Origin of the sequence: Streptomyces sp. Inha503, from assembly GCF_047215865.1 — a bacterium.
Classification (GTDB): Bacteria; Actinomycetota; Actinomycetes; order Streptomycetales; family Streptomycetaceae; genus Streptomyces; species Streptomyces lycopersici.
On the sequence record NZ_CP178360.1, the window covers coordinates 1,769,540 to 1,783,206 of the forward strand.

Genomic DNA, 13,667 nt, shown 5'->3' on the forward strand with positions numbered 1-13,667 from the left:
CCCATGACCGCTGATCGAACCGCCGCCTCCGCTTCCGGCGCCGCCCCGTCCGCCCCCGCTTCCGGAGCGTCCCGCGCCGAGCTGATCGCCGACACCGCGCTGGCGCTGCTGGCCGAGCGCGGAATGCGGGGACTGACGCACCGCGCGGTGGACGAGGCGGCCGGGCTGCCGCTCGGCTCGACCTCCAACCACGCCCGGACCCGCGCCGCCCTGCTCAAGGCGGCGGTCCGGCGGCTGGCCCAGCGGGAGGCGGAGGTACTGGCGCCCGACGAGATGCCGGGCCCCGCCGGCGCGGCACCCGACGGAACCGATCCGGTCGCGGCCCTGGCCGACGCGCTCGCGCTCGCCCTGCACCGCTCGCTCACCACCCAGCGCGATCTGCTGATCGCCCGCTACGAGCTCGCGCTGGAGGCGACCCGCCGCCCCGAGCTGCGGGAGTTCTACGACGCCACGGGGCGCGGCTTCCGGGAGCCGCTCGAGGCGATGATGACGGCGCTGGGCTCCACCGAGCCCCGGCGGCACGCGCGGTCGCTGGTGGCCTGGTGCGAGGGGCTGATGTTCAGCTGCGCCGCGGGCGCCGACCACGACGCCGTACCCGACCGCGCGGCGCTGCGCACCGGGTTCGGGGAGCTGCTGCGCGGGATGCTGGACGAATAACGCGTGGCGGGCCGGGTGACGGCGCCGCCATCATGACCGCCATGACAACCACAGAACGCCCCGACCCGCCCCGGACCGCCGATGAACGCACCAGCCTGGAGGGGTGGCTGGACTTCCACCGCGCGACTCTCGCCCTCAAGTGCGAGGGACTGGACGACAAGCAGCTGCGCGAGGCGTCGGCGCCGCCGTCCGGGCTGACCCTGCTCGGCCTCGTACGGCATATGGCCGAGGTCGAGCGGAGCTGGTTCCGCCGGGTGCTCGCCCAGCAGGACATAGCGCCGATCTGGTACAGCGAGGAGGACCCGGACGGGGAGTTCCACCTCACCGACGAGGACACCTCGGAGGCCGCCTTCGCCATCTGGCAGGAGGAGATCGCCAAGGCCAAGGAGGCCGCCGCGGGCCGTTCCCTGGACGACGTGGTCAGCCGTCCCGTCCGCGGGGACTACAACCTGCGCTGGATCTATCTGCACATGATCGAGGAGTACGCCCGCCACAACGGCCACGCCGACCTCATCCGCGAGCGGATCGACGGCGCCACCGGCGACTAGGCGGTTTCCGGCGGATCTTGGCGCCCGCGGCGGGCCGCCCCCCTCCCCGCCCCTTCCCACGACTGGGACTCCGCCCCAGACCCCGGATCCAGAGAGCCGCAGGGCCGGTGCCCTGCGGCTCTCGCATGGGCAGTGCGCCGAGGGACGCGGGGGATGACCATCGGAGCCCTCCTTGGAGGCGGCGCGCCGCCGAGAACCAGCCATCGCCAGGCGGCTCAGGACACGCGATCCGGATGTGAACAGAAACCATCCGAGCACGTACGAACTCTCGGCGCAAGGCTTCGCGCCAGCCGCAATCATCTTTCGTTCATCTTCATGAAGTCGGGGAAGACGGCCGACACCTGGGGAAAATACGAGGTCAGCAGGGTTGTCCCGCCCTCCGCAGCCACCCCGGGAGGCGGACTGATCACAAAAAAGTTCGGCCGAACCCCTTGCCAGACCCAGATCGTACGCGTTCGGATTAATTGCGTCGGCGGCGCCCATGAGACCCGCGTCTCCCCATGAAGCCCCCTGGCCGCATGGCTGGATCTATACCCCTACGCCTACCCGGACCGTGCGATCGCCGTCTGCCACCTTCCCCCTCCCCAGGAGCGAGACATGCTCGACCTCACCTCCGTTGACCTGCTCGACGCGTTCACCCAGGAGCTGAAGCTGTGCAAGCTCAAGCCCGATGAGCACGTCGTCGTCCTGTCCGAGCCCACCAGCCGCGGCGACTACGTGGCGGCCGCCTTCGGCGCGGCCAAGGCCTGCGGCGCGCATGTCATCGCCGCCACCGTCCCCGGCGGCAACCCGTCGCCTTCGGACAGCACCCGCACCGGTGCCGGTCCCGGCCTGAGCGCGGTGCTCGGCGACACCGCCGCGCAGGACCTGCTCAAGGCCGCCGACCTCGTCGTGGACCTCACCCGGGAGGGGTTCATCCACGCCCCGCTCCAGCAGGAGATCATGCGGACGGGCACCCGGATCCTCTTCGTGTGCGACGCCCCCGACGTACTCGTCCGCAATCTGCCCAAGCCGGAGGACAAGGCGGAGGTGCTCAAGGGCGTCAACCTGCTGAAGGGCGCATCCGTCATGCGGGTGACCTCCGAGGCCGGCACCGACCTGACCGTCGAACTGCCGGGCGCCAAGCCGGAGTTCCAGGTGGGCTTCGCCGACGACCCGGGCCGCTGGGACCACTGGCCGAGCACCATGGTCCTGTGCTGGCCGCGGTTCTCCGAGGGCCGGATCGTGCTCTCCGAGGGCGACATCCTGCTGCCGTTCAAGGAGTACGTACGTCAGCCGGTCACGCTGGAGATCGCGGGCGGAAACATCGAGAAGGTGTCCGGTGGCGCCGAGGCCCACCTGCTGAACACCTTCTTCGACGACGCGGACGACGAATGGGGACGCAGCCTGTCCCATATGGGCTGGGGCCTGATGCGCACCGCCGACTGGTTCGCCACCGCCCTGTACGGCAAGGAAGAGCTGATGGGCATGGACGCGCGGGCGTTCGCCGGGAACTTCCTGTGGTCCACCGGACCCCACCCCGTACTCGAGCGCGAGTCGTACGCGCACGTCGACATCGCCATGCGCGGCTGCACGGTCTCCGTCGACGACCAGGACGTCGTCACCGCGGGCCGACTCGTCGACTACTGATCCCGCCGCCGCACCTGTATCTGGAGAGAAGATGGCATCCACCCAATCCCTCGACGTCGTCATCGTCGGCGGCGGGCTCGGCGGAATGACCGCCGCGCTGTCGCTGCGGCAGCGCGGGCATCACGTGACCGTGCTGGAGCAGGCACCGCGGTTCGGCGAGATAGGCGCGGGTATCCAGACAGCGCCCAACGCGAGCCGAGTCCTGCTCGGGCTGGGGCTGCGCAGGCAGCTGGAGGCCATCCGCACCGAGCCCCTGGACCAGGTGCGGCGCCGGTGGAAGGACGGCAGCGTCATCGGGCTGACCCAGCTCGGCGACCACTGCAAGCAGCAGTACAACGCGCCGTACTGGCACTACCACCGGGCCGATCTGCACGGTGTCCTCACCGATGCCTGCGTCGACCCGACCGGCCCCGGCCCGGTGGTCGCACTGCACACCTCGAGCCGGGTCGGCGAACTGGACCGGAGCGACCCCCACCGCCCCGCGGCCGTGACCGATGACGGCCGGCGCTTCGAGGCCGATGTGCTGATCGGCGCCGACGGCATCCGGTCCCGGGTCCGTGACCTCATGGGCCTCCCGGACACCCTGCTGTTCTCCGGCGAGATGGCCTTCCGGGCCCTCATCCCCGGCGACCTCATCGCCGCCGACCCGGCCACGCGCTTCTTGATGGACCGCTTCCAGAGCACCATCTGGTACGGCCCCGACCGGCACCTGGTCCACTACATGATCCGTGGCGGCGAGTACCTCAACGTCGTCGGCTGCGTCCCGTGCACGGACGAGATCGCCGAGAAGTGGACCGGCTCGGCCACCGCGGAAGACCTGGTGAACGCCTACGAGGGCTGGGACGACCGGGTGGCGGCGATGCTGTCCAAGGCCAAGGAGGACGTGCTCTCCTTCGCCCTCTACCACCGCCGGCGCGACCCGGTCTGGATGGACGGCCGCACGGCCCTCCTGGGCGACGCCTGCCACGCCATGCTGCCCTACCAGGCCCAGGGGGCCTCCCAGGCCATGGAGGACGCCGCCGTACTGGCCGAGGAACTGGGCCGGGTCAACGCCGACGGCGTCGAGGGCGCACTGCGCCGCTACGTGGACCGGCGGGCCAAGCACGCCGGCATGGTCCAGGACGCCTCACTTCAGAACAAGACCTTCTACCACTATCCCGACGGCCCGCAGCAGGAGGCCAGGGACGCCCTGCTGCGGCGCGGCTTCGACGGCGAATCCGACGTCTCCTACCACTGGTTGTGGAGCGGCAGCCCGCTCGACGACCCGGACCTGGGCGCCTTCGACTACCGCTTCGCCCGCTGACCGGCCCCTCCCGTCCCCTCCCCTCCCGTTCATCACCCGCCCCCTCCGGGGCCACTTCCCGCTCATCCACCTCGGTGTCGCCCCGCGCGGGCACATCCCCGAACACCCCGTGGAGCGACAGTGAAAACAGGCGACCAAATCGTCCAGGACCTCCCATGGAGATGGGGGGTCCAGGGCAGGATCTTCATCATCGGCGGCCTCGGCTACCTCTTCGACGCCTATGACATCGCCCTCAACGGCTTCCTGATGCCGCTGCTGGGCGACCACTTCCACCTCTCCCTCTCCCAGCGAGGTCTGGTGGCCACCGCCAACCTGGTGGGCATGGCCGTGGGCGCGGTGACCTGGGGCGCGATCGCCGACCGCATCGGGCGCAAGAAGTCCTTCAGCGTCACCTTGCTGATCTTCGCGCTGTTCTCGGTGGCCGGCGCCCTGGCCCCGAACTACGGGATCTTCCTCGCCCTGCGCTTCATCGCGGGTGTCGGACTGGGCGGTTGTGTTCCCGTCGACTACGCCCTGGTGGCGGAGTTCTCCCCGACGAAGTACCGCGGACGCGTACTGACCGCGCTGGACGCCTGGTGGCCGATCGGCGTGACCCTGTGCGGTCTGGTCTCGACGGCCATGCTGTCCCTCGAAGGCAACTGGCGGTGGATGCTCAGCGTGATGAGCGTTCCGGCGCTGCTGCTGTTCTGGGTGCGGAGGGGGGTGCCGGAGTCGCCCGTCTACCTCAGCAAGAAGGGCCGGGAGGCCGAGGCGCGGGCCGTCATCGACGATCTGGTCGCCCGTACGGGTGCGCCCGTCGAGCCGTACGTCATTCCCGCCCCGGTGCCCGAGGCCGGCGGGAACGGCCCCCGCGCCGCGCTCGAACAGCTGCGCGCGGTCTGGAAGTTCAGCCCGCGCATCACCTCCGCCGCCTGGCTGCTGTTCGCCACCGTCATGCTGGTGTACTACGCGGCCCTGAGCTGGCTGCCGTCCATCCTCAAGGAGGAGGGCCTCGGCGACACGGCCGCCTTCATGAGCACCACGCTGATGAGCGCGGTCGGCATCGTCGGCGTCCTGACGTCCACGGTGCTGGTGGACGCGGTCGGCCGGAAGTGGCTCATAGGGGTCTCGGCCCCGGTCGCCTCGCTCGCACTGGTGGTGTTCGCGCTGGTGATGCGGATGCCGACGGGTTCCATCGTGGCCATCGCCGTCTTCGGCTTCCTGATGCAGCTGACCATCCCCGCCATGTACGCCTACGCCTCCGAGCTGTACCCGACAACGCTGCGGGCCAGCGGTTTCGGCTGGGCGTCCTCGTTCAGCCGGGCGCTCACCGGCTTCGCCCCGATGCTGTTCGGCTCGGTGATGTGGCCGCTGCTGGGGTTGCCGCTGACCTTCGGGGTACTGGCCGCGGCCGTCCTGGGGGCCGTCGTCTGGACGGCGTTCGCGGCGCCCGAGACAAAGGGACGCGACCTCGACGAGGACGACCCGACCGCGGTGCCCGCCCCCGCGTCCCCGGAACCGGCCGTCGGTCAGCCGGTGCGCTGAGGGGCAGCCCGCCCCACCTGGGCCGCCCGGGACCGGACCGCCCGGGCGGCCTTCGAAAACGACAGGAGAAACATGAAGCCCGCTCCCTTCCAGTACCACCGAGCGCGCGACGTCGAGGGCGCCACGGCACTCCTGGCCGAACTCTCCGACGAGGCCAAGGTCATCGCCGGCGGCCAGAGCCTGGTCGCGATGATGAACTTCCGGCTGGCCCGCCCGGGGCATCTGGTCGACATCGCCGGCCTGCGCGAACTCGACCATCTCGGGGTCGGGGCCGACGGCGGGCTGCACATCGGGGCGCTCACCACCCATCACACGGTGGAGACCGCGCCCGCGGAACGGCTCGGGGCGGGTTTCGGGGTCATCCGCGACGCCATGCGCTGGATCGGCCATCTGCCGATCCGGACCCGCGGCACCGTGGGCGGCAGTATCGCGCACGCCGATTCGACCGCCGAGTGGTGTCTGCTGGCCGTGCTGCTCGACGCCGAGTTGGTGGCCCACGGTCCGCACGGGCGGCGTCGCATCCCGGCCGGTGAGTTCTTCTTCGGCTACTACACCACCGCCCTGGACCCCGACGAGATCCTCGTGGAGATCGTCTTCCCCCGCCCGGCGCCGCGCGCGGCGCTCACCGAGTTCGCCGAGCGTCGCGGGGACTTCGCCATCGTCTCCGCCGCGGTCGATCTGGCGACCGACGGCGAGGACGTCCGCGGCGGCCGGGTGGCCCTGGGCGGAGTCGCCGCGATGCCGGTACGCGTACCCGAGGCGGAGGCGGTGCTGGCGGCCGGCGGCTCGTTCCGGGACTGCGCGGAGGCGGCGGCCTCCGCCGTGGATCCGCCGAGTGACGGAGGCGGCAGCGGCGACTACCGCAAGCACCTCATCCGCAATCTGATCGAGCGAGCCTGTGAGGAGGCGATGTCACGATGACGTCCGCCAGGGACGACCGGCTGGTCGGCAGGTCGGTGGCGCGCCGGGAGGATCCCCGGCTGCTGTCCGGACGTGGCCGTTTCGTCGACGACATCGAGCTGCCCGGCATGCTGCACGCGCAGTTCGTCCGCAGCACGGTCGCCCATGGGACGATCACCGAGATCGATCTGACCCGGGTGCGTCAGGTCCCGGGGGTCGTCGCCGCGTTCACCGCCGCCGATCTGGAGCTGGGTGACATCACCGCCCAACTCGGCCGTCCGCTCTCGGAGTTCGTGCCGACCGCCATGCCCGTCCTCGCCCGCGACCGGGTCCGCTATGTCGGCGAGCCCGTCGCCGTGGTCGTCGCCCGCGACCCCTACCTCGCCGAGGACGGCCTGGAGGCCGCCAAGGTGACGTACGCGCCCCTCCCGCCCATCACCTGCGAGGAACAGGCCCTCGCCCCCGGCGCTCCGCGGGTGCATGCGGAGGCCCCCGACAACACCCTGGTCGACGTCGGCCTGTTCGCCACCGAGGGCATCGACGAGATCTTCGACCAGGCCCCCTGCGTGGTCCACGTCGATGTGCGAACCGGCCGGCAGAACGCCCTGCCGCTGGAGACGCGTGGCGCGGTGGCGCAGTGGGACGCCCGGGACGAGCAGCTCGTCCTGCACACCTGCACCCAGACCCCGCATCAGGTGCGGACCGTGGCCTCCCGCTGCCTGCGGCTGGACGAGCGCGCGGTGCGGGTGATCGTCCCGGACATGGGTGGCGGTTTCGGCCTCAAATGCGTGGTCGGCCGCGAGGAGATCGCCGCCGCGGCGGCCGCGCTGCGGCTCGGCCGGCCCGTCAAATGGATCGAGGACCGCAAGGACGCCCTGTCCGCCTCGTTCCTCGCCCGGGAGCAGCACTACACCGCACGCGCCGCCTTCGACGCCGACGGCCGGATCCTCGGCCTCGACGCGGACGTGGTGTGCGACATGGGCGCCTACTCCTGCTATCCGTTCACCGCCGGTATCGAGCCGCTGATGGCCTCCGCCGAGATGCCCGGCGTCTACAAGGTCCCCGCCTACCGGGTGCGCGGCCGGGCGATCACCACCAACAAGGCGCCCACCGCCCCCTACCGGGGCGTGAGCCGCCCGAGTTACGTCATGGCCATGGAGCGGCTCATGGAGCGCGCCGCCCGCGAACTGCGCCTGGACCCGGTGGATATCCGGCGCCGCAACGTCATCACCGAATTCCCGTACACCGGCGTCAACAACATCACCTACGACCCCGGCTCATATCTGGAATCCCTCGACCGGTGCGAGCGGGCGGTGCGCGAGGCGGGCTGGTACGACCGGCAGACCGCGGCCGCGGCCGAGGGCCGGCACATCGGGATCGGCTTCAGCTGCTTCAGCGAGCGCACCGGCTACGGCTCCGCCGCCTTCGCCCAGCGCAAGATGGAGGTCGTGCCCGGGTTCGACCTCGCCGAGGTCCGCATGGACACCAGTGGCGCGGTCACCGCCACCACCGGCACCATCAGCCACGGGCAGAGCCATGAGACGACCATGGCGCAGATCGTCGCCGATACGCTCGGCCTCGACATCGCCAAGGTCAAGCTTCACCAGGGCGACACCGACCGCATCACCTACGGCTGGGGCACCTTCGCCAGCCGCTCGATCGCGGTCGGCGGCAGTGCCGTACGTCTGGCGGCGGGCAAGCTCGGCGACAAGCTCCGCGCCATCGCCGCCGACGAGTGGGGCATCCCCCCGGAGGAGACCGAACTGGACCGGGGTCGGGTCAGGCGACGCGACGACCCGGATGTCGCACTCACCTACGAGCACCTGGCCGACACCGCCTACCTCAAGTCGCATCTGCTGCCCAAGGACATCGACCCCGGTCTCACCGCCACCGCCGTCTTCGACGTCCACAACGACGGCACCTTCTCCAATGCCACCCACGGGGTGGTGGTGGAACTGCACGAGGGCACCGGGCAGGTGGAAATCCTCGCCTACTTCTGCGTCGAGGACTGCGGTGTCGCCGTCAATCCGCAGGTGGTGGAGGGGCAGTGCCGGGGCGGTATCGCGCAGGGCATCTCGGGGGCGCTCTTCGAGCAGATCACCTACGACGCCCAGGGCGAGCCGTCGGCCACCAGCTTCATGGACTACAAGGTGCCCACCGCCCATGAGATCCCGGAGGTGGTGATCCACCATCTGGAGACCCCTTGCGCCTTCACCGCGACGGGCGCCAAGGGCGCCGGCGAGGGCGGCACCATCGGGGCCCCCGCCGCCGTACTCAACGCCGTCAACGACGCACTGCGGCCCACCGGCGTCGAACTGGACAACACGCCCATCACACCGGAGACGGTCCACCGTGCCCTGACCCCCCGCACCCCGGAGCAGACACCATGAACGACACCACCGGCCTGGGCGACGACGTCCAGCTCATCACGCTCGACGTCAACGGAACGTCCCACGAGGTGATCTCGGCGCCGCGCCGCACCCTGGTGGACGTGCTCCGCCACGATCTGCGGCTGACCGGCACCCACGTCGGCTGCGAACACGGGATCTGCGGCGCCTGCACCGTGCTCGTGGACGGGCTCCCGGTCCGGGCCTGTCTGATGTTCGCCGCCCAGGCGGAGGGAGCGCGGATCACCACCGTCGAATCCCTCGCCGACTCCGGCACCGGCGACCTCAGCGATCTCCAGCGGGCCTTCACCGCCCACCACGGCTTGCAGTGCGGCTTCTGCACCCCCGGCTTCCTGATGCTGGCCCAGGGCTTCCTCGCGGAGCGGCCGGAGGCGACCAAGGAGGAGATCCGGGAGGTCGTCGCCGCGAACCTGTGCCGGTGCACCGGCTACCAGACCATCGTCGAGGCGATCGACGCCTGCGCGACCGCCCGGCGCTCCCAGCGGGCCATGGGCGCCGAGGAGGACTCATGCAACTGATCAATACCGTCTCCGTCAAAGCCGAGCCCGACGCGGTGTTCGCGCTGCTCGGCGACGTCCAAAGGGTGGCGTCCTGTATGCCGGGCGCCGCTCTCGAAGGCCGTGACGGCGATGCCTGGCGTGGCGCGGTCAAGATCAAGGTGGGTCCGATCACGGCCGCCTATGCCGGCACCGTGCGCTTCCTGGAGGTCGACGCCGAGAAGCGGAGGCTGCGTGTCCACGCCCGCGGCGCCGACACCCACGGCAGCGGCGACGCCGAGGCCGAGGTCTCCCTGGAGGTCGTCCCGGCCGAGGACGGCGCCCAGCTGAACCTCTCCACCGACCTGGTGATCCGGGGCAAGATCGCCCAGTTCGGCAAGGGAGCCATCGGGGCCGTGTCCGACAAGATCCTCCAGCAGTTCGCCCAGAACCTCGGCAACCTCCTCCTCCAGCAGGACGGCGCGGAAGCGCCCCCCGCCTCCGGCGCGGCGCCCGCCGCGTCCGCTCCCGCGGCCGGCACTCCCGCCGAGGCGCCCGGTGAGCTCAACGGGATGGTGCTGATCGCGGGCCCGCTGCTGAAGAAGTACGGCCCGGTCGCGGCCGCGTTCCTGCTCGGGTTCGTTCCCGGCTGGCTGCTGGGGAGGCGCCGATGAGCGGCGGACTGTACGGCCTCACCACCAACCGCACCTACCAGCGGGCCGGCTTCGGTGCCGCGGTGCGGCGCGGCAGCCGTCCGGCGATCGTCGTGGTGGACCTGACCCGGGGTTTCACCGAGGACTCGTACCCCTCGGGTGCCGACCTCTCCGAGGTCGTGGCCGCCACCACGCGCCTGATCGAGGCGGCCCGGCCCGCGGATGTGCCGGTGATCTTCACCGCGATCGCCTACACCGAGGCCGAGGCTTCCGGTGACGCGGTCGCCTGGCTGCGCAAGGCTCCCGGCATGCGCGCCCTGGTCGAGGGCAGCGATGCCGTGGCCATCGACCCGCGGCTGCCCATGCGGCCGGAACACGATCAGCTGGTGGTGAAGAAGGGGGCCTCGGCCTTCTTCGGCACGAGTCTCGCCGCCACCCTGACCGGCCTGGACCGCGACACCGTCGTGGTGTGCGGCGCCACCACGAGCGGCTGTGTGCGGGCCACCGTGGTCGACGCCGTCCAGTCGGGCTTCCCGGTGCTGGTGCCCCGCGCCTGCGTGGGCGACCGGGCCCAGGGGCCGGCGGACGCGGCGCTCTTCGACATCCAGGCCAAGTACGGCGACGTCGTCACCCTCGAGGACGCCGTCGGCTACCTCACCTCCGTTCCCGCCCCGGCGGCGCCTGACGCGGCCCGGCGTTCCCATCGACGAGGAGACAGCACATGACACGGCGTTCGGTCCAGCAGAGCGCGCTCGCCGATCTGGCCGATGTGCCGGCCACGAGCCGGTGGGCCCGCTCCGGAGAGGTACGGCTGCACGCCCTCGACTACGGAGGCGACCTGCCGCCGCTGGTCGTCCTGCCCGGTATCACCAGTCCCGCGGTCACCATGGACTTCGTGGCACGCGAACTGACCGACCTGGTCAGGCCGGTGGTGCTGGACGTACGCGGCCGGGGTCTGTCCGACGAGGGCGACGGCTACGGACTGGAGGAGTACGCCGAGGACACCGAAGCCCTGATCACCCACCTCGGCCTCGACCGTCCGCTGCTCCTCGGCCACTCGATGGGCGCGCGGATCGCGGCGGCCGTCGCGGTGCGCGCCAAGGTGTCCCTGCGCGGCACCGTGCTGGCCGATCCGCCGATGAGCGGCCCGGGCCGCGGCCCCTACCCCACCCCCCGGGAGGTGTTCCTGCGGCAACTCACCGAGGCCCGGCGCGGAACGGACGCCGACGAGGTGGCCGCCTCCTGGCCCACCTGGCCGCGGCGGGAACAGGAACTGCGGGCCCGCTGGCTGTCCAGTTGCGCCGAGGAGGCCATCGTGGCCACCCACCACGGCTTCGAACACGAGGACTTCTTCGACTGGTGGCCCCGGGTGCCAGGACCGGCCCATCTGCTCTACGGGGCCGACAGTCCCGTCGTGACGGCGGAAGGGGCGCGGGAGGCCACCAAGAGCAATCCGTCGGCGCCACTGCGCAAGATCCCCGGCGCCGGCCACATGATCTTCTGGGACGCCCCGGCAATCGCCACCGCGACGCTCCGCGAGGCGCTGCGGGCCATCCTCTCCCCGGCCGCCTGACCGGTGCCCACTGCCCCGCTTCGGAGGACCGACCCCATGACAGACCATCACATCGGGCTGATCGTGCCCAGCTCCAACCTGACGATGGAGACCGAGCTCCCCCGGATGCTCAACGCGCGGGAGTCCATCGCGCCCGACGACCGCTTCGTGTTCCACACCAGCCGGATGCGGATGAAGCACGTCACCCCGGAGGAGCTGCGCGATATGAACGCGCAGACCGAGCGGGCCGCCCTCGAACTGGCCGACGCGCGGCCCGACGTCGTCGCCACCGCCTGCCTGGTTGCCATCATGGCGCAGGGGCCGGGACACCACTGTGTGGCGGAGGCCGACATCACCTCCGCGCTGCGGGCCGAGGGCTCCCGGGCGCCCGTGGTCTCCAGCGCCGGGGCCCTGCTCAGCGGCGTCGAGGCGGTCGGTGCCCGCCGGGTCGCGATCATCACGCCGTATATGAAGGAGCTCACCGCCAAGGTGGTCGACTACATCGAGGACGCCGGGATCGAGGTGGTCGACGCGCTCAGCCTCGAGGTCCCGGACAATCTGGCGGTGGCCCGTCTGGACCCCGCCGATCTGCGCGGCCACTGGCGCCGCCTGAACCTGAGCGGGGCCGACGCGCTGGTGCTGTCGGCCTGCGTGCAGATGCCGTCGCTGGCGTCGATCCAGCCCGTCGAGGACGAGGCGGGGCTGCCCGTGCTGTCGGCGGCCACCTCCACCGCGTTCCGCATCCTGACGGAGCTCGGGCTGCCGCCCGTCGTGCCCGGCGCCGGAAGCCTGCTCGGCGGCCAGCTCCCCAGCCCTGCCGGGAGCGGCGCCGGAACGACGGCCGGCAGCGGTGCCGGCGGTACGGGACCGATCCACCTCGGTACCGGTCGGTGAGGCCGCGGCCGGGGCCGAAGGGTGCGCCGGCCTCCGCCCCGCTGTCCCTCGGCGTCAACCGTGCGTGCTTAAGTAGGTTCTATGACTGATCCCACCCCGCCCGCCCAAACCGGGCCGGAGGCCCCCACTGCCCTGACAGCCGCGCCCGGCTATCAGGTCCGCCGTCTCTACCAGGCGTATCTCGCCGTGTGGGCACGGGAGGTGGACCCAGTCCTCACCGGCCCTCAGTTCGCGGTGCTCCAGACCGTGGAAGCCCATCCCGGCCAGGACCAGCGTTCCATGGCCGCCGCCGTCGCCCTGGACACCTCCACCATGGCCGATGTGGCCCGTCGGCTGGAGAACCGTGGTCTGCTCGCCCGGAAGACCGCGGCCGCCGACGGCCGCCGCAAACTGCTCTACCTGACCGACGCGGGCAAAGAGGCCCTTCAGGAGGCGAACCACCGGGCGCGCAGGCTCGACAAGATCCTCCTGGAGTCCTTCGACGAGGCGGAGCGCGAACGGTTCGTCGTCGAGCTGAGGGCGCTCGCCGACCGCTGGGAGGGGCTGGCGGAGGCGGCTTAGCCGGACCTTCAGTCCTCGACGGCGCCTTCCCCTGGCCTTCAGTCCTCGACGGCGCCCTCCAGGACCAGCGTCAGCCGCAGGATGGCCGCCCGCACCCCGTCGCCGTACGGATCCTCGCCGAGCGCGCCGGCGGCCTCGCGTGCCCGTGCCAGCTGACCCCGGGCCGCCTCCTGCTGGCCCAGCTTCAGGTGGCCCGCGGCCACATTGAGGTGGAGGGAGGGCAGGAACGCCCGCGGCGCCAGGGCCCCGGTGAGTCCGTCGGCGGCGGCGAGCGCCCGCAGGTCCCAGATCAGCTCGTCGAGCGGGTCGTCCTGGGTGTCGGCCAGATAGTGGGCGAGGGCGCAGCGGTGGAACGGGGCGCCGTCCCGTTCGATCTCCCGCCACAGCGCGGCGAGGCGATTGCGCGCCTCCTCCCGGTCGCCGCCCCGGTGCAGCATGACCGCCTGCCCGATCCGGGTCAGTACGGCATCGCCCTCCGGCGCCTGCTGCCGCGCTTCCGCCATCGCCGCCTCCCGTCTTTCGGACGACGCCAGGGCCTGTCGGTCAAAGGGGGGCGCCCCGC

The 13,667-nt window shown here is 71.6% G+C and carries 14 protein-coding genes; 13 read left to right on the plus strand and 1 reads right to left on the minus strand.

The annotated features are described in order from the left end of the window. Nucleotides 1–3: 3 nt before the first annotated feature. From ACJX2R_RS07275 to ACJX2R_RS07335, 13 genes are all read left to right on the plus strand, one after another. Entirely contained in the window at nt 4–657 is a 654-nt protein-coding gene (locus ACJX2R_RS07275) for a TetR/AcrR family transcriptional regulator (RefSeq protein ID WP_413099339.1), read from the plus strand. A gap of 41 nt (nt 658–698) precedes the next feature. Next, nucleotides 699–1,205 carry a DinB family protein gene (locus tag ACJX2R_RS07280; RefSeq protein WP_413099340.1) on the plus strand — a complete coding sequence of 169 codons (507 nt, stop codon included), beginning with the start codon at nt 699–701 and terminating at the stop codon, nt 1,203–1,205. Nucleotides 1,206–1,802: 597 nt separating this feature from the next. Further along, the gene (locus ACJX2R_RS07285) at nt 1,803–2,834 is read left to right on the plus strand and encodes a hypothetical protein (RefSeq protein WP_262700315.1); all 1,032 of its coding nucleotides are present in this window, start codon (nt 1,803–1,805) and stop codon (nt 2,832–2,834) included. Nucleotides 2,835–2,865: 31 nt separating this feature from the next. Beyond that, a complete protein-coding gene (locus tag ACJX2R_RS07290; protein ID WP_413099341.1) occupies nt 2,866–4,137 on the plus strand; it encodes an FAD-dependent oxidoreductase in 1,272 nt (423 codons plus the stop codon). Between the two features lie 120 nt (nt 4,138–4,257). Beyond that, nucleotides 4,258–5,661, plus strand: coding sequence for an MFS transporter (locus tag ACJX2R_RS07295; protein WP_413099342.1), 1,404 nt, complete (start codon nt 4,258–4,260; stop codon nt 5,659–5,661). Between the two features lie 72 nt (nt 5,662–5,733). After that, on the plus strand, nt 5,734–6,582 hold the full coding sequence (locus ACJX2R_RS07300; protein WP_413099343.1) for an FAD binding domain-containing protein: 849 nt from the start codon (nt 5,734–5,736) through the stop codon (nt 6,580–6,582). Then, entirely contained in the window at nt 6,579–8,951 is a 2,373-nt protein-coding gene (locus ACJX2R_RS07305) for a xanthine dehydrogenase family protein molybdopterin-binding subunit (protein WP_413099344.1), read from the plus strand. Before ACJX2R_RS07300 ends, ACJX2R_RS07305 begins: the two co-directional genes overlap by 4 nt. Continuing rightward, complete coding sequence (locus tag ACJX2R_RS07310; RefSeq protein ID WP_413099345.1) at nt 8,948–9,487, plus strand: (2Fe-2S)-binding protein; 540 nt, start codon at nt 8,948–8,950, stop codon at nt 9,485–9,487. Before ACJX2R_RS07305 ends, ACJX2R_RS07310 begins: the two co-directional genes overlap by 4 nt. Then, the gene (locus ACJX2R_RS07315; protein WP_413099346.1) at nt 9,478–10,119 is read left to right on the plus strand and encodes an SRPBCC family protein; all 642 of its coding nucleotides are present in this window, start codon (nt 9,478–9,480) and stop codon (nt 10,117–10,119) included. The genes ACJX2R_RS07310 and ACJX2R_RS07315 overlap by 10 nt, the downstream gene beginning before the upstream one ends. Then, nucleotides 10,116–10,823 (plus strand): isochorismatase family protein, encoded by a 708-nt coding sequence (locus ACJX2R_RS07320; RefSeq protein ID WP_413099347.1) that lies wholly within the window; start codon nt 10,116–10,118, stop codon nt 10,821–10,823. The genes ACJX2R_RS07315 and ACJX2R_RS07320 overlap by 4 nt, the downstream gene beginning before the upstream one ends. Further along, on the plus strand, nt 10,820–11,671 hold the full coding sequence (locus ACJX2R_RS07325; RefSeq protein ID WP_413099348.1) for an alpha/beta fold hydrolase: 852 nt from the start codon (nt 10,820–10,822) through the stop codon (nt 11,669–11,671). Before ACJX2R_RS07320 ends, ACJX2R_RS07325 begins: the two co-directional genes overlap by 4 nt. 36 nt (nt 11,672–11,707) lie before the next feature. Then, entirely contained in the window at nt 11,708–12,544 is an 837-nt protein-coding gene (locus tag ACJX2R_RS07330) for an Asp/Glu racemase (RefSeq protein ID WP_413099349.1), read from the plus strand. 81 nt (nt 12,545–12,625) lie between these two features. Next, entirely contained in the window at nt 12,626–13,105 is a 480-nt protein-coding gene (locus ACJX2R_RS07335) for a MarR family winged helix-turn-helix transcriptional regulator (protein ID WP_413099350.1), read from the plus strand. A gap of 38 nt (nt 13,106–13,143) precedes the next feature. Here ACJX2R_RS07335 and ACJX2R_RS07340 read toward each other — a convergent pair whose 3' ends face one another. Beyond that, on the minus strand, nt 13,144–13,608 hold the full coding sequence (locus ACJX2R_RS07340) for a hypothetical protein (RefSeq protein WP_413099351.1): 465 nt from the start codon (nt 13,606–13,608) through the stop codon (nt 13,144–13,146). Nucleotides 13,609–13,667: the final 59 nt, after the last annotated feature.

Excerpts from the sequence above, each read along its gene's own strand:
- ACJX2R_RS07275 (WP_413099339.1), top strand. The coding sequence starts at position 4 with ATGACCGCTGATCGAACCGCCGCCTCCGCTTCCGGCGCCGCCCCGTCC.
- ACJX2R_RS07280 (WP_413099340.1), top strand. The coding sequence starts at position 699 with ATGACAACCACAGAACGCCCCGACCCGCCCCGGACCGCCGATGAACGC.
- ACJX2R_RS07285 (WP_262700315.1), top strand. The coding sequence starts at position 1,803 with ATGCTCGACCTCACCTCCGTTGACCTGCTCGACGCGTTCACCCAGGAG.
- ACJX2R_RS07290 (WP_413099341.1), top strand. The coding sequence starts at position 2,866 with ATGGCATCCACCCAATCCCTCGACGTCGTCATCGTCGGCGGCGGGCTC.
- ACJX2R_RS07300 (WP_413099343.1), top strand. The coding sequence starts at position 5,734 with ATGAAGCCCGCTCCCTTCCAGTACCACCGAGCGCGCGACGTCGAGGGC.
- ACJX2R_RS07305 (WP_413099344.1), top strand. The coding sequence starts at position 6,579 with ATGACGTCCGCCAGGGACGACCGGCTGGTCGGCAGGTCGGTGGCGCGC.
- ACJX2R_RS07310 (WP_413099345.1), top strand. The coding sequence starts at position 8,948 with ATGAACGACACCACCGGCCTGGGCGACGACGTCCAGCTCATCACGCTC.
- ACJX2R_RS07315 (WP_413099346.1), top strand. The coding sequence starts at position 9,478 with ATGCAACTGATCAATACCGTCTCCGTCAAAGCCGAGCCCGACGCGGTG.
- ACJX2R_RS07320 (WP_413099347.1), top strand. The coding sequence starts at position 10,116 with ATGAGCGGCGGACTGTACGGCCTCACCACCAACCGCACCTACCAGCGG.
- ACJX2R_RS07325 (WP_413099348.1), top strand. The coding sequence starts at position 10,820 with ATGACACGGCGTTCGGTCCAGCAGAGCGCGCTCGCCGATCTGGCCGAT.
- ACJX2R_RS07330 (WP_413099349.1), top strand. The coding sequence starts at position 11,708 with ATGACAGACCATCACATCGGGCTGATCGTGCCCAGCTCCAACCTGACG.
- ACJX2R_RS07335 (WP_413099350.1), top strand. The coding sequence starts at position 12,626 with ATGACTGATCCCACCCCGCCCGCCCAAACCGGGCCGGAGGCCCCCACT.
- ACJX2R_RS07340 (WP_413099351.1), bottom strand. The coding sequence starts at position 13,608 with ATGGCGGAAGCGCGGCAGCAGGCGCCGGAGGGCGATGCCGTACTGACC.